The sequence below is a fragment of the Acidovorax sp. LjRoot38 genome, assembly GCF_964252975.1.
GTDB classification, from domain to species: domain Bacteria; phylum Pseudomonadota; class Gammaproteobacteria; order Burkholderiales; family Burkholderiaceae_C; genus Acidovorax; species Acidovorax facilis.
On the sequence record NZ_CAXUPT020000026.1, the window covers coordinates 18755 to 34556 of the forward strand.

Genomic DNA, 15802 nt, shown 5'->3' on the forward strand with positions numbered 1-15802 from the left:
CTCCTGAAGATTTGAGGTCGGGGTGAGGAAGTAATGGATAAACAGGGGCGCTGCTTAGTCGGCGATCACCAGGGTGACGTCGATGTTTCCGCGGGTTGCGTTGGAGTAAGGGCAGACGATGTGTGCCTGCTTCACCAGGTCTTCGATCACGGCACGTTCCATCCCGGGGGCGCGGATGGTCAGCTGTACCTGGATGGCAAAACCCGTGGGGATGGGGCCGATACCGACTTCGCCGGTGATGCGGGTGTCAGCGGGCAAGACCTTCTTATTGCGCAGGGACACAAACTGCAGTGCGCTCAAGAAGCAGGCCGAATAGCCAGCGGCAAACAGCTGCTCGGGGTTAGTGCCGCTGCCGCCGGCACCGCCCAGTTCACGGGGCGTGGACAGTTGCACGGCCAGGGCACCGTCCGAGGAAACGGTTTGGCCGGTGCGGCCGCCGGTGGTGGTGGCAGAGGCGGTGTAGAGCACTTTGGCGAGGGACATGGTTTTCAACTCCTGCGTGGGGTGCAGTTCAGTACTGCGTTGCGACAGGAAGAAGTTTCTCGCGTTCAGCGATACGATTTATGATGATTAGTATTTGATTCTTGACTTTCGGTATTTTTATGGTGGATCGCTTGGCAGCCTTGCTCAATCACTTCTCGGTCACGGCCGAGATGTTTCATGCTGGTACCTTGTGCGGCAGCCACTGGCTGGCTGCCAAGGAAAACATGGGACAGATGCACCTGATACGCCGTGGCCCGCTCACCGTCTACCACGGGAGTGAGCAGCTGGAAATCGATACCCCCAGCCTGCTGCTTTACCCACGGCCCATGCCGCACCGTTTTGAAAGCAATGCGTATTCGGGTGCCGACATGGTCTGTGCGAACTTGGTGTTTGCCGGTGGGATGAACAACTCCATTGCCGATGCGTTGCCCAACGTGGTCTGCCTGCCACTGGAAGATATGCCCGATGCCGCCGTGGTGCTGCAGTTGCTGTTCGATGAAGCCTTTGCCCAGCGCTGTGGGCGCACTACGGTGCTGAACCGCTTGTTTGAGGTGGTGCTGATCCAGGTGCTTCGACAGCTGATGGAACGCAGTCAGGTGCAGGGAGGCATGCTGGCGGGGTTGGCCCATCCGCGCTTGCGGTTGGCCTTGGTGGCCATGCATGAGTCTCCCGCCAATGCCTGGAGCCTGGAGGAACTGGGCGCGCTGTGCGGCATGTCGCGCAGTGTGTTTGCCAACAGCTTTCGCGACACGGTGGGCTGCACGCCCGGGGTGTATTTGCAGAACTGGCGCATGGCCATTGCCCAGCGCCTGCTGCGCCAGGGCCAGTCGCTGCTGCAGGTAGCCGATGCCGTGGGCTACGGCAGCGAGACGGCGTTTTCCCGCGCCTTCCGCGCCCAGATCGGCATGCCACCACGCCAATGGCGCGAAGCACAAAAGCAGGCGCAGGTAATGACTTAGGCGCGTTGCCGCGTCTGCCAAAGTGAAATAGTGACCCATGCAGCGATCACGGCGCCCTGAGCATGCACGGCCGTGAGCAACGGAGTCCGTTGAGCCAGACAACTTGCAACCATAGTGGGCAGGCCGTTAACCAGGTAGCTTTGCAGGTAGAACGTGCCCATGAGTCCGGCGCGGTCATGCGCCAGCGGCAGCAGGCTACGAGCCTCAACCGACCGAAGTCACCACCCTGCCTGAGTCCCATGCCAGCGACGCGGGATTGCCGCCGAGCTTCGGCTTCCTGGCGGGCTTGACAAACGTCAGCCTCGGCAAAAAGCGGTCACACAGTGCACCGTTGAAGCCGGCCGGCCAGACCCATATAAAGCTGACGCTGCAGAGTTCACACGCGGCATTAGCTCGCAGCGATTCTTTCGACGATGACTTGGAGGCTCCCAAGCACTTGCTCAAGTGGTTGGCCCATCTGTACATGGACGATAGCGCCGTCCACGGCCAGTGACAGCGACGGGCCTGCAGAGACAGCAGGGCTGCCGAACAACTCATCCAAAACGCATCCCATCTCCTTTTTGTGCTGGCGCACAACTTCCAGGATGCCTGGATCGGCAGAACCCAGCTCAGCCGCGGCATTCAGGAACGCGCAGCCTCGAAAGTGGGACTGACTAAACCAGCCTCTCAGCGTACGGAGTAGCGCCTCAACCGCATTCGCGCCGTCACGGGACTCTTGCGCCAGACTGCTCTTGAACCACGACATCCACTCTTGGTGTCGGTAATCCAGGTAGGCCCGAATCAACTCGTCTTTGCTCGCGTACTGGCGATAGAACGTGACCTTACTGACCGACGAGCGATCAATGATTCGGTCAACACCTGTCGCCCTGATTCCTTCGCTGTAAAAAAGCTCATGGGCGGCTACCAAGATTCGCTCCCGTGGAGGCAGCGCAGCAAAAGATGGTTTTTCAGGGTTCATGCAGATATTGTAGACAGATCGTTCTACATCGAATAGCATTCAGTATGTAGACAGATCGTTCTACATACTTGCATAGAGGTCAATCATGGAATCACGCCCACCCCTGCCCCCGTTCACCCACGAAACCGCCGTACAGAAAGTTCGCTTGGCGGAAGACGGCTGGAACACACGCGACGCCGCCAAGGTTGCCTTGGCCTATACGCTGGATACGAAGTGGCGCAATCGTGCCGAGTTCGCCAACAACCGAGCCGAAGCCCAGGCTCTCCTTGAAAGAAAGTGGAAGAAGGAACTTGACTACCGACTCATCAAGGAGCTCTGGCTACATGAGGGGAATCGAATTGCAGTTCGCTACGCCTATGAGTGGCATGACGACGCTGGCAACTGGTTCCGGTCGTACGGAAACGAAAACTGGGAGTTTGAGGCCGATGGCCTGATGCGCCGTCGCTACGCTTGTATCAACGACATGCCCATCAAGGAGTCGGAGCGTAAATTCCACTGGCCGCTTGGACGTCGTCCCGACGACCACCCCGGACTCACCGAACTGGGGCTGTAACCCGCACAGACGACCCAAAGCTGCCTATCCGCTTTGGGTCGTCTGCTCGTACAACGTTACAGCAGACATCCAGCGACCTATCTATCTGCCTGCACTTGATGGTCGTTACCCGCTGCACACCTGAAACCCGTCACTGGACTATCCCCCGCGTCGATGCTCGGATGGCAGGTATGCAACTGTGACCATTAGGAAGCGTTTCGACTATGAGCAGCGGCAATCGCTGCACCACAGACCGCCAACGCGGCGGCTTCAGGCTGGTTGCAGCCAATCGAGCGCGGCCATTGAACGACGGCTCTTGCCCCCCGACCGGTCACACGCCAGTTGGCACTTCCGATGACCGCCGCAAGCTATGGACCGGTCGCTCGTCCGTCGCCGAAGCCTCTGCAACGGCCAAACGACCGCTGCTACGCGGGGCGACGGGCGGATCGCGACCCACTGCTACTTTTTAGGTTGGTGACTTGGCCTCCCTAGAGCCAACGGTCTGACATACAAGGGGTTAGGTACGTTCGATCCGCGGCCTGTCGAGCCCACAAACAACTGCAATCTCAATTGTGTGGGCAGGGAGAATTCTCGGGGGATTGTCATGGCCAAGGCTATCTGGGAGGTTTATTCCGTCGAGTACCCGGTGATCCCCGCGCACGAGCCGCTCAATTTCACGGGACTTCGGTCCAGAGCCTGCTGCTCGGATTGATTCTGGACACAGGCGCCTGTGGTGAAGGCTGTGTCGACCATTGGCCATGTGTTGAACAATGAACCATGAGAATGGGGTGGAACGTGTAAACAAAGACGCGTGCGTTTCTAGAAGGGTCGTTGGTGTTCCGTCCAGTGCGGCAACAAAGAGGCCTGCTGCAATCGTTGGGGAAGCCGAGAGCATGTCGTCGCGAAGTTCAAGGCCAAGCGTGTAGTCGAAAATGTCCCCGGAAAGGGCATTCGTTCGCGCCTGGTTCAAGGCTTCTCGCACGGACTGCTGTAAATCCCTCGGCCTGGGGCAGTAAAGGAAGTAGCGAATGAAATCCTCGCTAGCCCAATCGCGCAGAGCCTTCATTCGGGCATCTTGGGCCGCGTCCGATGATGCGTACTTCGAATCGGATTCGTATGCCCCACTTCGCGATGGAAATACTCGCTTAGCTTGCATCAGCCATGCAGATGACGTGGAGTGGCTCCGATCAAACTGGTCCTGATATGTGATGATGAATCCGAAATCGGCCTGTGTAACCCAACGCTCGAGGTGCTTTGGATACTGGTGCGAGTCGATCTTCAACCTGATGCCTACGGGTTCATCAGACCCGGCAAGGTCTTCGTGCAGTTGGCGTAGCGTGTAGCTGACGTTCTCTTCGATTTGAGTCTCGGTGTCGAGCAAGTCGCAGAGCAAGCCCGTCAAGGCTTCCTCCTGCCATGGGCGCTTCCTTGTCAGGCGGCGGGCAATTGCTTCGTCTAGTGCGTCGAAGTGGCGCAAGAGAAGTCGGATGGCGCGAGGTGAGAGCATGGTTGTTTGAGGTGCCTAACGAACGAAAGGGACTTCCCCGTCCCGAGTGAACTGCGCAGTTGCGGGATAAGGTATCCAGGTGCCACGATGGGAAGTTCGATCTCTCATCAATTCACTCGTTTGTTGGAAGGGGTAGTCCATGACTGACATTGTCACTATCGGAGTCGATCTGGCAAAGAACGTCTTCGCTGTACATGGCGTTAGTGCCACAGGCAAGCTGAATCGCCTACATGGTCCGCCCAAGGAGAACAAGCATCTGCTTCGTGATGGTCTGAAGGGTTTGCAGCCGCACATCCGAGCTGTTGGTGCAGTGGTTGCTGCTGCCCATGATGGCTATTCGCGGCTGGGGTTCCTATCTCCGGGATGTACTCACGGTACTGGCGATTCATCGGAATTTCCCAACCCGGGTTGACCGTCATTCCATCAATACGCTTTTGCAGGTTCTCCTTCAAATCGGTGTTGTAGGTCAGTGGCGCGCCGCGCCGCGCTGACGGGTCAGGCAGTCGCAGTCTCAAGCGGGTTCCAACGGGTCCGATCGAAGGCCATACCCCTGGCTAGAACCGCCCACACAGTGCGCGCCATCTTGTTGGCCAACGCCACCACCACGACGTTGTAATGTCGCCGCTGCAGCAACCGTTCAATCCAGTCAGATTTTCCGGATCGGGCAATCACGGCCCTTGCGCCGGCGACCAACAAGGTTCGCAAGTAGGTGTCTCCGCGCTTGGAGATGCCCAACTGCTGCGTCTTCCCGCCAGTGCTCGCGTGACGAGGCACCAACCCTACCCATGAGGCGAACTGCCGCGCGGATTTGAATGTGCAGAAGTCTCCGACTGCAGCCACCAGCGCCCGGATCGTCCTGGCCCAGTAATGCGATGACCCGCAAGCTTCCATCGCCACTAGGCTGCGACTACATTTGGCGAAGAATTCCGTGAGTTTGGCGCTTTTGATTTGGCGTCGCTGGATCTCGCCCGACTCTATGCAAACGATGTGGAGTTGGAACACCGACTTTGCCAAGTTCAGACCGATGACGGGCCGATTCAAAGTCGATTGCATGGTGGCCTCCTGGATCAGTGGTTGCGAGAGCTGCCACTCTGACACTTTGCATTCGCGCGTTGAGTCTTCTAATCATCAAATTCGTATGCCTGCGGCACCGCAATCACGGCGCGGAGCTGATCAACCCCTCCAACTCGACCTTCAAGGCCGCCTCGGCTGTCTCAACGTATGCCATCGCCACTGCTGAGTACCACCGACTTGTCTCGCTCTTTTGTCGAAGCTTCTGCATCCGTAAATGGATCTGGGCCAACAGCGCGTCCCTCAGTCCTCCCGGTGGAGCGGTGGCTGCCAATCCGACATCGCTCCTCAAGTCCGAAAAATCGGACGCCAAATCCTCAAGCACAGTTCCGCGCTCTTGGACTAGCCGCAGACGATTGAGACCATAAACCTCAATGCTTGCCACGGCCATTGGATCCTTTACGCCATCCACTTCTCTTGCCACGACCACTGGCATTGACAGGTTGCCCATGAACCACTGTAAATGCTGTGCGGGGTCCTGTACTGTTGGGTCGATGAGCAACGCGCCTTCCGCCATCAGACTGTCGCTCGGCTTGCAGGCGCGCACTTTGCCGCTGATGGGGAAGGCGTCCTTTTTGCCTGAATTCTCTTTCTCATTTGAGACGACAACGTCGCCGTTTTCGCCTAGATCGACAATAAATTGCTTGCGACACCGGTTGCAGTCAGTACAACTAGGCAGCAGGTTCTCCCACGCGAGAGCTAGCCACCAATACCCCGGGTGCTTCTCTCCGGCTACGCAACCCTTTGGCCGGAAGTGCTCGACGTCCATCGGCTGCATCGCTGCGTATCGGCTCTCGCAGTAAGCACACTTGCCGCCAAAGAGTTTTTCAAGTGCCTCGACGACATCGGGGTGCTTGTACTGTTCGAACCCGAAGGCCTTCGTAGGCGGAGGATTGGCTCCGTAGTAGTCAATCGCAGACTGCCGCTCAGTCGCCGTAGCTCCCGCCGGAGCAACCAGGGACTGCGGAACTGGGACGCTGGCTCTATCAACGAACCGCATCACCATCTTTCTTATTCAACATTGCCAGAATTGCTTGAACCGCATCCTCGCGAACTGCCGAACTGTCTGCGAGCGGCTGAGCACGCCTGGCAGCAAGGTATCGCGCAACGGCCTCAGCTGCGAGTTGCTGACTAACAGTGTCCCCACGCGTCGTCACGGACGAAATTTCCGCAGCAATTTTGGCTTTTAGATCGCGACCTGGCGACACCTGCTGGCCCGCGTCCTGGACGGCCTCTACATACTGGTCAAGAAGTCTGTCCATCTCAGGGGCTGTCGTGCTGACCAAGCCAAAGTAATCCGATGTCAAGAGCTGCTCTGCCCTTAAGCCAACGACGCTTGGTAATCCCTGTTGCTGCGCGACGACTCCAGCCGCATCCCGATTGAGAACAATGACTTCGTTGTTTCCCATGCCGCGAAGACACAGTGGGTCGTGTGTCGTAACGATGAATTGAACCTGCGGGAGGGCTTTCCTGAGGGCCCCCATTACCTGCAGCTTCCAGCGAGGGTGCAGGTGGGTCTCGATCTCATCTATAAGCACGACGCCTCGAGCCGCCTCGAGACTTGTCCAGCGCTGAACCATCTGACACATGATGTCCACGGTCATGGCGAAGAGCGACTTATAGCCATCGCTCATCTGGCTGATCGGCGTGTTGCGGCCATGCGCTCGGACCATTACTCTGCCGTCTATTGCCCGAAAGATGCGGTCTTGGGCTTGGAGCGAAAGAACGTCTGACATGGCTCGAGCCACGGCGTCAAACTCCTGTTCGGAACACTGTTGCAACCAAGGTGTCGCGTCCGCAATCGTCGCCAGCGGATCAAATAGCGTCTTGTTCTCCACAGACTTCGCCTGCTTGTTACTTTCAAAGTAGCGGCGCGCTCCGTATGCGAGCAGCGTAACAGCAGATGTTCCGCCCCCTTTAAAGCTTGAGGGTGTCGACGAATCAACGGTCAATTCCACAACCGTCCCATCGTCAAGCTCTACTCTCACCTCGGGAACCACCTGTCCCATTTTCCAGTCTTCGCTACCATGGCTCATGAAATCTGGGAGTCTGAGTCTCAATCTTCTACGTTCTGACGGCGCTGATAGCGTCAGGCATAGCGCCTGAAGCACGCTGCTTTTTCCTACTGCGTTCTCGCCCAGAAGCACGACACACGGGGATGAGAAGGTCTTTTCTCCAGATCTCATAAAGTCAAGAGTCAGATCCGATATTCCCTTAAAAGCTTTAATTTCGATTTTCCGGATCCGACTGTCCCCAGTTCGTTTGTCAAACGACAGCTGCGCAGCTGCCGCATCGCGATATGGACGCACACGAGTTGTGCTCCTGGACTCAGAGTAGGTCTGAAGCGCTGCAAGCAGGCGCTCCCTGGGCGCCAAAGCCAAAGCCTTGAAAATCTCGTCGATAGAACGCACCCTAGCCTGCCGTGCATAGTGCGGCACTTGCTCTTCAAGTTGGTCAAGGATGCCTCTCGCGGCCAGAATCGCAGCCCCTGGACGTGCCCGCCGCTCTTCCAACTCGACGAGCGGGGATTTCGAACTTTGCCTACTCAAGTCATTCCGCTCCAGCAACATGTCTTTCAAGACAGAAACGCTGCTAGCACGCTGCTCTTTGAGATTGAACCTCGAGTTCAGCTCCAGCAGATCCACCGTGCATTGCCCCTGCGAAGTAAGCGGAACGAGCTCCCCGGACACCAGAAGCGAGAGGTGCTTCAGCGGGTCGTCAACACATGGATCAAGCAACTCAACATTCTCAATGTCGTTCGCTTCTGACCATGTGCAAAGCACAGGGGCGAGGGTGCCGCGCACAGGGAATCTCGCTCCCTGAATCTTTCTGCATGCAGGGCACACGACAAGCAAATTCCGCCATTCATAGGCGAACCAACCATAGTGGTCGCTGCTAAATCGGGCCGAACCACGATTCGACGATGCCGGAACTTCAATACCTCGAGCCGGCCTGAAATGACTGATGTTGTCTTCGGTGGATAGGACTTCGTCCTCGCAGAATGCACAGCGCCTCCTGAACACCTGGTTGAGCGCGTCAACGACGCCTTCTCGGAGCAGCACCGTCTCATCGAATGGCGCACGCCGACTTGTCCGTTCCCGGGACGGCAAACTATAGTAGTCCTCAAGCGCTCGCTTTTCGCTCCGCAGCGCTGGAGCGCGAAGCGATTGGGGAACGCTTACTAAGCGCCTGTTGATCTTCCTCATCTGTCACCAATCCAACGGCTTAGCGTAGTGAATTTCAAAGTCGTACGAACCGTGCACAGTGGTCTGAAGGCGGTACCGTGTCTTTGTCAGTCGGTAAACTATTCCCTTCAAGTCGATAGCTTACCGGCAGCATCTCCAGCGTCTTGCTACCCCTCACCCGCTGCGCCAGCGTTGCGCTCAGGATCACGTGGTCAATGCCGGTGGTCTGCGAGCAGAAGTAATCCCCAGCAATTAGCTTGCCTTCGGCGTTCTTTTTGTGCGGTACAACTTGGATAAGGCTGCCCTTGGGTGTGTCGTCGTTCCACTCGGTCGCCATCGCCACGACCTGATCGGGCATGTTGGCGCCGAAGCGCTTGGGATCTGCCCTGGGGTACTGCTCCATCTCGCGCAGCAAGGTTCGGTTGAAGTCTCCCAGAACCACAAAGTCCTTGCCGACGCGGTCATCTATCCAGCGTTCCAGCACGACGACCTGTTCGGCCAAGACCGGGCAGGCTTCCTTCTCACTGTCCTTGGAGGGGTTGTTGATCGGGACTGAGCGACAGCCGGCCTTCATGTGCACCACGAGGAAGTCGGACGGCTTGCCGGCCACGTCGCGGGTGAACTGAAGCCCCGGGCGCAGCGGTCTTGATCCGATGTTCGAAAGCTCGCTGAACAGCTGAACATTTTGGGGCGCCGGTGATCCTATCTTCCAGGCCACGCCGACGTGTTGCGGGATGGCTGGTGCGCCCGCTTGGCTGGCTGAGGTGATAACGTCCCAGCCAGGCGGCAGGATGGTCTTCACCGCCGCTTCATTGCTGACTTCCTGCAGCCCAACCAAGGTGACGCCATCTTTGTCCATGGCCTGGAAGGTTTCGCGCAGCACGGCAAGCTTGCGCTCGTATTGGGTCCAGTCAGCCAGATCAGGGGAGACACGGCATTTGCCGTCGGCGCTGTCTGCCTTGGAGGGGCGGCTCTGCAAGGCCATACCGATCGCCGCTTTGCACTTGGGCTTGATGCGGTAGTCGATACCGTCATGGACATCGCAATACGGCAGGCCTTTGAGAGCCTCAGGGGCAAGCTGCTGGTCAGCCTTGATCGCGTCTTCGGTTTTCCAGTTGATGGCTGAACAGGCCTGGACCCAACGGGTGTGCACAGCCTTGTCCAGGAGCCAACCGAGGTTCCAGGTAGCGATGCCCGCTTGGGCTGCCGCGAACGGCGGCGCCAGGCAGGCGGCAACGAGCACGAATTGAGGTAGTCGATTCATGTTCCCTCTCCTGAACTGATGAATGCGGGTCTCTTCGCCCTTTGGGCAATTTAGCAACCTGTCTGCGCAGGGGTACGAATTGCCAGCCTGCACGTTATCACGCGTCTATGGCAGCGTCATCCCCAGTTTCGCGTATGTGCCTAGTGCGCCACGCGTATTTGAAGGTGGTCATGCCATGGCAGGTACGCCGCAGCTCCGGCAAGTTAAGCCTGTTCATAGCCTGCCGATCGCTGGATACTTTTACAGCAGTTCAGCTGGAGCTGAGAATGACCAAGCCCTTCTTTGTGGCGCTCGAAGATGCACCTGATGTTCCTTTTGACGACCGCATCCGCCTGGAAAGCGAGTTCTCCACTGGGCTGGAGAAGATGCTGGGCGGTGTGTAGGCCGTCATTGCCGCCTGTCGTGCCTGGGGCAACGTCAGTGAGTGCGATACGTCCGAACTCAAGAGAAGAAGTGGAACTGGCCTGTCGCTGGCCGCCTGCTCTGGACAAAGCTCGGACCGTTGCTTTGCCCACGATAGGATTCCTCGCGCGCACTTCAGCGTCCGACTGAATCGGGACTACGCGGCCGAGCCCAGCCATGCCGACGCGTAGAGTTGCTCTGGTCCCGGCTACAGGTTGAGGGCTGCGTCAGGCGCAACGCTTGAGCTGCCTCGTGTGTGTGACTTGTGCGGTTTCGTGCGCGTGGCAAGGTCCAAGAGACGTTGCCGACGATCGGTTGCGGTTCCGAGAGCAGCCTTCCATGCGCAATTCATGAAGGACTGCAGCCGCTGCAATAGATCCCAGGTGGTAGGCTCCGCGAAACAAGCGTCGTTTACCCCAAGCATTCTTTTCATCCAAGGAGGAGGCAAGCTTGTTCAGGTAACAAATTTCTTGCGCACTCCCCTCCCGCTGCTGTAACGTTTCTTCATATGTTCATGCAGTCGAAATGGAGGGACTATGACAGTGACGATCGGCGGTAAAGATTGCCGCATTGGCCTTGCTTTGTCTGGCGGGGGATTCAGAGCTGCAGCCTTTCATCTGGGCATGTTGCGTAAGCTTCACGAACTGCGGCTTCTCCAATGCATTGATCTTTTGACATGTGTCAGTGGCGGAAGTATTGCGGGGGCAACGCTTGCTGCGAATTGGTCAAGTGGTGTTGATACAGCACTCCACAAGCTCGACGAGTACCTCAGAACAAAGTCAATTGCGGTGGGGTCCGTGATCGGGGGCCTCCTGGATCCGTTTGAGTCCCGCTTGGACAAGTTGGCGGAGAGCTACGACAAAGATCTCTTCGGTGAGAAGTCGTTGTCCACTCTGCAACATGGCCCTCGGATCTACTTGAACGCGACGAACATTGCTACGGGGAACATGTTCTTCTTCGTCGCAGGTGGAGGGAGCGCTTCGAAAGCGGAGATGGGCGAGCATGAGCTTGGCGTTGCCGATGCGGGAACCTTCAAGATCAGCAATGCTGTTGCGGCGTCTTCAGCATTCCCACCTGTTTTCGGCCCTCTGCGGTTGGATCCGGACGTCTACCCTCCGGCAGAGCAAGTTGGTTATGTGACGCTCACGGATGGTGGTGTCTACGACAACCTAGGCATCAATCCTGGTCTGCGTGTCGACCGAAATAAGCTCGACTATTTGATCACCAGTGACGGCGGAAAGCCGTTCACCAATACCTCAGAGCCAACAGAGGCCGGAGCCATGGTCCTCAAAGCTGCTCTGGACATTCTGATGGAGCAAGTGAGAGGGCTGCAGTTCGATCGCATGCAGCATCGGCACTTGGCGGGTAAGGGGCCAAAGCCACTGTGGTTTTCTATAGATAGCGTCGAGGGGCAAGCCAACCCGGGAGATGCCACCTTTGCGTCCTCGATCAGCACCAACCTGAAGCGGTTGAACGGCGATGAAATGACTGTTCTCCAACGCCACGGAGGGGCACTCGTTGCAGCGCGCCTTCGTTCATACGCACCCGAGCTCCTCGCGGCGGTTTGATCCGACCTTTCCAGGTCGAATTGCGACCTCATGAGGTCGCGCATTCTAGAGGAGCCCAGCCGTGACGATGATCAAGCCAGGCAAGCAGTCATTCTTAGTGTTGGCCCAAGATCCGGGAGTGAGGGGGCCCTCAGGAGAGCGGGTATTTGCGACTGTAGATGTCCCAGCAGAACGGCTTGCCCTCGGGCCCACGGGATACCGGGTCAAGGTCGTTGACTTTGATGCTGAGGCCGGTGTTCTGTACAAGGCCCACGCATACCAAGAGGATGCGGAAGGCAGGCTAGAGGACATTTTTGCGGCCGAGCTTCCACCTCCTGGGAACAAGCTCCGCAAAAAGGCGGAAGACCAATTGCTAGCCAATCCGGCGTTTCACGGGCAGAACGTCTATGCGTTGGTGATGCGAACGCTGGCGCGTTTTGAGTACGCGCTGGGACGGCGGGTGCATTGGGGTTTCGACGGTCACCAACTCCATGTTGCCCCGCACGCATTTGTAGATGCCAACGCGTTCTACTCCCGTGAAGACCGCGCGTTGATGTTCGGCTACTTCAGGGCCGATCAGGAGCCTGCGAGGCCTTTTATCTTTACGAGCCTCTCGCATGACATCGTCGTGCACGAGACTACGCACGCTTTGCTAGACGGACTCCGCGCTGGCTTCATGAACTTCTCCGGACCTGATCAGGCTGCATTTCATGAAGGTTTCTCGGATGTTGTCGCGCTGCTGTCGATCTTCTCGCTCAAGGAAATCGTTGAACTTGCTTTGACCCAGTTCAATGATGGAACCAAACGCGTCGCCACCAAGAGCAAGGGCAAATCTCTGATTCATCGAAGGGCGCTCACTGCCAGCGCGTTGACCGACAGCGCCCTCATGGGACTTGCGGAGGAGTTTGGGCGAGCGCTGGGGGGTATGCGAGCGAATGCTTTGCGCCGATCAGTTCGAATCAAGCCCTCACGCGACTTGCTCGACTCTCCAGACTTTCGAGAGCCGCACACCCGAGGGGAAATCCTCGCTGCCGCCCTGATGCGTACGTTCCTTCAGATCTGGCTGCGTCGCATTGAGGAGCTTGGGACCTTTGATGATGGTTACTACAACCTCGTGGAGGTTGCGGCCGAGGGGGCCAAGGTGGCAGACCACCTTCTCACCATGTCCATTCGAGCCCTCGACTATTGTCCTCCTTTGGACTTGGAATTCGGGGACTACCTTGCAGCACTGCTCACAGCAGATGCTGAGATTGCCCCCGATGACAAGCGATACCACTATCGCGACACAGTCTTAGAGGTATTTGGGTCCTTCGGAATAGAGCCTCCTACGAGCAGAACGGACGCGAGTGGCTGTTGGCTTGGCTTCTCGCAACACGCCTCTATCCAGTACCGAAGGACGAACTTTGAGTCCATGCTTCGCGACCCGGAAGAAGTATTCCGATTCATCTGGGAAAACCGAGATGCACTGGGAGTCGACGAGCGGTCCTACACCCAAGTAGTCTCTGTACGCCCCAGCCTACGCATTGGGCCTGAAGGCTTCCTGTTGCGCGAGACCATCTGCGAATACGTCAGCCGTGCCAACATATTCGGGGCGGAGCTCAAGGTAGTTTGCAATGTGGATCCGCGACCACCTGGCGTGAACTCCAATACGGCACTGACCGTCTATGGCGCAGGCACACTTGTGTTTGACCAGTATGGCCAGTTGAAGTATCACATCGCCAGGCAAATGAACGATGGTCAATGGCAGCGCAAACGGCTTGAGTACCTGGTCGGCGAACCCACGGAGGATCCCGAGATAGGCAGTGCCTTTGCCAATCTACATCGAATGCGAGCGCACTGCGCTTCTTGTGATGACACAGGCAAACGGCAGAGAACTACGTCCAGTCTGCGAGCCAAAAGCGCACAACCTGTATCGCGTCCGATCAAAGGCCATTTAGGAGGCTCGGCATGAGTACGAACAAGGCGCGTGCGAAGACCGGCGCGGGGGTAAAGGCTCATGCTTTGACGAAGTTCGCCAAGGGCCCGACTCATCTCAATCTGTTCGCCTACCAAGTAGGCTTTGGCGACTGCTTTCTGTTGCAGTTCGTGTATGGGGATGGCGACTCAGACAAGCGGCATGTGCTCATAGACTTCGGTACCACTGGAGCGCCAGAAGCGGACAGTGGAAAGCTAATGCAGAGAGTTGCGGAAGATATCAGGGAGAAATGTCGGGGAGCGCAACTGGATGCTGTTGTTGCCACGCACCGACATGCCGACCACATCAGCGGGTTCGCCACGAAATCCAACGGTAATGGCTCCGGAGACATCATTCGTGCACTTCAGCCGCGCCTTGTGTTGCAGCCTTGGACTGAAGATTTGACATTGGCAACGGACGCTACGGGGCCACGCACAAAAAATGCGAAAGCCACCTCTGGAAGCACTCGGGCGTTTAGCGCGCTTCAGGCCATGAATAACGTGGCGGAGCAGGTCGTCAAGTTGGCCGCCGAGAAGCCAGGAGGACTACCGCGAGGCCTGGCTGAACGGCTTGATTTTCTTGGGCGGGATAACACCAAGAACCTATCTGCTGTTGAGAATCTGGCGAGCATGGGCAAGGCAGGAAAAAGCTCGTATGCCTACTACGGCATGGAGGATCCTCTTAAGGATTTGCTACCCGGTGTAAAGACTCACGTGCTGGGACCGCCCACAGTGGATCAAAGCGCGACCATCAAGAAGCAGCGCGCCACGGACAACGATGAGTTTTGGCATTTCCATGCTCGTGGAGTGTCCACGGCAAACTCAATCGACGGCAATACGCATGGGCCATTTGATGCGAGCTATGTTTTCGCCAAAAAAGGCAAGCTACCGCGAGAGGCACGCTGGGCGGCGAAGCACATCACCAATGCTCGCGGCAATCAGCTTCTAGGCATTGTCACCATGCTGGACAAGGCGATGAACAACACGAGTCTTATCTTGCTTTTCGAGGTGGGTGGAAAGCGGATGCTGTTTCCTGGTGATGCGCAGATCGAGAACTGGTCATATGCACTTGAACAACCCGGGATTGCGGAAATGCTGGCAGATGTTGACCTCTACAAGGTCGGGCATCACGGGAGCTTAAATGCTACGCCCAAGTCACTTTGGAAGGGATTCAACAAGCGTGGGAACTTCTCGAAAAAGGACCGCATGACCTCCGTTCTATCGACCATGGCAGGCAAGCACGGCAGCGAAGAGAAGCGAACAGAAGTTCCAAGGAAAACGCTGGTGGATGAGCTGAAACACGATACGCATTTTCACTCCACCCAAGAGCTTCCTATCGATGGGTTGTACACACACGTCCGAATCGATTTCTGACTAGAGAGCTAATGCATAAGCCCAAGAGCTGGGATTTCCGGACGAAGCAACCGCGGTGTTTGATCACTTGCCATCTGTTATGAACCAATCTATCAGGTACCTCACTAAGTCTCGCTTCAAGCTGGCCGCCGAGTGCCCCAGGAAGCTCTACTACACGGGCAAGAAGGGTTATCTTGATCGATCACTTGATGACAGCTTTCTGGCTGCTTTGGCCGAGGGCGGCTACCAGGTGGGCGAATTGGCGTGTCTAGTCCATCCTGGTGGCATCCGTGTTGACGACCTCGACCACGACGTTGCTCTGGCTAAGACTGCTGAGCTCCTGCAGCAGGACGAGGTCACCATCTTTGAAGCCGCGATCGCATTTGGAAGTATGTTTGTGCGCGTTGACGTCTTGCGAAAAATTGGAACGCGCATAGAGATCATCGAAGTAAAAGCGAAGTCCTACAGCGCGAAAAAGGATGGTGACTTCACAGGAGCCAAGGGTCAATTGAAGTCGGAGTTCCTGCCGTACTTACAAGACGTGGCTTTTCAGCGCTATGTCGCACAGAATGCGCTGCCTGGTCGCCA

General features: G+C 57.1%; 13 protein-coding genes and 1 pseudogene. 7 read left to right on the plus strand and 7 right to left on the minus strand.

Annotated elements, in window-relative coordinates; all coding sequences use genetic code 11:
• Positions 1-54: 54 nt before the first annotated feature.
• A complete protein-coding gene (locus tag ACSQ22_RS25585) occupies positions 55-483 on the minus strand; it encodes an organic hydroperoxide resistance protein (RefSeq protein ID WP_228896117.1) in 429 nt (142 codons plus the stop codon).
• A gap of 101 nt (positions 484-584) precedes the next feature.
• On the opposite strand from ACSQ22_RS25585, the gene ACSQ22_RS25590 reads away from it, so the two are divergent.
• Positions 585-1442 (plus strand): cupin domain-containing protein, encoded by an 858-nt coding sequence (locus ACSQ22_RS25590; RefSeq protein WP_436131898.1) that lies wholly within the window; start codon positions 585-587, stop codon positions 1440-1442.
• Between the two features lie 388 nt (positions 1443-1830).
• On the opposite strand, the gene ACSQ22_RS25595 is transcribed toward ACSQ22_RS25590, so the two are convergent.
• Complete coding sequence (locus ACSQ22_RS25595) at positions 1831-2400, minus strand: TetR/AcrR family transcriptional regulator (protein ID WP_228896119.1); 570 nt, start codon at positions 2398-2400, stop codon at positions 1831-1833.
• Between the two features lie 85 nt (positions 2401-2485).
• Between ACSQ22_RS25595 and ACSQ22_RS25600 the strand changes: the two genes are divergently transcribed.
• On the plus strand, positions 2486-2953 hold the full coding sequence (locus ACSQ22_RS25600; protein ID WP_228896120.1) for a DUF1348 family protein: 468 nt from the start codon (positions 2486-2488) through the stop codon (positions 2951-2953).
• Between the two features lie 496 nt (positions 2954-3449).
• On the opposite strand, the gene ACSQ22_RS25605 is transcribed toward ACSQ22_RS25600, so the two are convergent.
• Entirely contained in the window at positions 3450-4439 is a 990-nt protein-coding gene (locus ACSQ22_RS25605) for a hypothetical protein (protein WP_436131899.1), read from the minus strand.
• A gap of 139 nt (positions 4440-4578) precedes the next feature.
• On the opposite strand from ACSQ22_RS25605, the gene ACSQ22_RS25610 reads away from it, so the two are divergent.
• Entirely contained in the window at positions 4579-4851 is a 273-nt protein-coding gene (locus tag ACSQ22_RS25610) for a hypothetical protein (protein WP_436131900.1), read from the plus strand.
• 83 nt (positions 4852-4934) lie between these two features.
• Here ACSQ22_RS25610 and ACSQ22_RS25615 read toward each other — a convergent pair.
• The 4 genes and pseudogenes from ACSQ22_RS25615 to ACSQ22_RS25630 form a co-directional block, all read right to left on the minus strand.
• Positions 4935-5294: pseudogene (locus ACSQ22_RS25615) on the minus strand (transposase); the annotation flags it as partial.
• A 301-nt stretch (positions 5295-5595) separates the two neighbouring features.
• Positions 5596-6510 carry a hypothetical protein gene (locus ACSQ22_RS25620; protein WP_436131901.1) on the minus strand — a complete coding sequence of 305 codons (915 nt, stop codon included), beginning with the start codon at positions 6508-6510 and terminating at the stop codon, positions 5596-5598.
• Positions 6497-8716 (minus strand): AAA family ATPase, encoded by a 2220-nt coding sequence (locus ACSQ22_RS25625; RefSeq protein ID WP_436131902.1) that lies wholly within the window; start codon positions 8714-8716, stop codon positions 6497-6499. Before ACSQ22_RS25625 ends, ACSQ22_RS25620 begins: the two co-directional genes overlap by 14 nt.
• Before the next feature lie 34 nt (positions 8717-8750).
• Complete coding sequence (locus tag ACSQ22_RS25630) at positions 8751-9959, minus strand: hypothetical protein (protein WP_436131903.1); 1209 nt, start codon at positions 9957-9959, stop codon at positions 8751-8753.
• A 938-nt stretch (positions 9960-10897) separates the two neighbouring features.
• Here ACSQ22_RS25630 and ACSQ22_RS25635 point away from each other — a divergent pair.
• The 4 genes from ACSQ22_RS25635 to ACSQ22_RS25650 all read left to right on the plus strand — a co-directional run.
• Positions 10898-11929 carry a patatin-like phospholipase family protein gene (locus tag ACSQ22_RS25635; protein ID WP_436131904.1) on the plus strand — a complete coding sequence of 344 codons (1032 nt, stop codon included), beginning with the start codon at positions 10898-10900 and terminating at the stop codon, positions 11927-11929.
• A gap of 61 nt (positions 11930-11990) precedes the next feature.
• Positions 11991-13859 carry a hypothetical protein gene (locus ACSQ22_RS25640; protein ID WP_436131905.1) on the plus strand — a complete coding sequence of 623 codons (1869 nt, stop codon included), beginning with the start codon at positions 11991-11993 and terminating at the stop codon, positions 13857-13859.
• Entirely contained in the window at positions 13856-15235 is a 1380-nt protein-coding gene (locus ACSQ22_RS25645) for an MBL fold metallo-hydrolase (protein ID WP_436131906.1), read from the plus strand. The genes ACSQ22_RS25640 and ACSQ22_RS25645 overlap by 4 nt, the downstream gene beginning before the upstream one ends.
• Before the next feature lie 79 nt (positions 15236-15314).
• Positions 15315-15802, plus strand: a 488-nt coding sequence (locus ACSQ22_RS25650) for a hypothetical protein (protein ID WP_436131907.1), incomplete at its 3' end; no start/stop codon positions are given.

What these genes read in the sequence shown, in the direction of transcription:
- ACSQ22_RS25635 (WP_436131904.1), top strand. Translation starts at nt 10,898, where the DNA reads ATGACAGTGACGATCGGCGGTAAAGATTGCCGCATTGGCCTTGCTTTG.
- ACSQ22_RS25605 (WP_436131899.1), bottom strand. Translation starts at nt 4,439, where the DNA reads ATGCTCTCACCTCGCGCCATCCGACTTCTCTTGCGCCACTTCGACGCA.
- ACSQ22_RS25625 (WP_436131902.1), bottom strand. Translation starts at nt 8,716, where the DNA reads ATGAGGAAGATCAACAGGCGCTTAGTAAGCGTTCCCCAATCGCTTCGC.
- ACSQ22_RS25620 (WP_436131901.1), bottom strand. Translation starts at nt 6,510, where the DNA reads ATGCGGTTCGTTGATAGAGCCAGCGTCCCAGTTCCGCAGTCCCTGGTT.
- ACSQ22_RS25585 (WP_228896117.1), bottom strand. Translation starts at nt 483, where the DNA reads ATGTCCCTCGCCAAAGTGCTCTACACCGCCTCTGCCACCACCACCGGC.
- ACSQ22_RS25630 (WP_436131903.1), bottom strand. Translation starts at nt 9,959, where the DNA reads ATGAATCGACTACCTCAATTCGTGCTCGTTGCCGCCTGCCTGGCGCCG.
- ACSQ22_RS25595 (WP_228896119.1), bottom strand. Translation starts at nt 2,400, where the DNA reads ATGAACCCTGAAAAACCATCTTTTGCTGCGCTGCCTCCACGGGAGCGA.
- ACSQ22_RS25645 (WP_436131906.1), top strand. Translation starts at nt 13,856, where the DNA reads ATGAGTACGAACAAGGCGCGTGCGAAGACCGGCGCGGGGGTAAAGGCT.
- ACSQ22_RS25600 (WP_228896120.1), top strand. Translation starts at nt 2,486, where the DNA reads ATGGAATCACGCCCACCCCTGCCCCCGTTCACCCACGAAACCGCCGTA.
- ACSQ22_RS25610 (WP_436131900.1), top strand. Translation starts at nt 4,579, where the DNA reads ATGACTGACATTGTCACTATCGGAGTCGATCTGGCAAAGAACGTCTTC.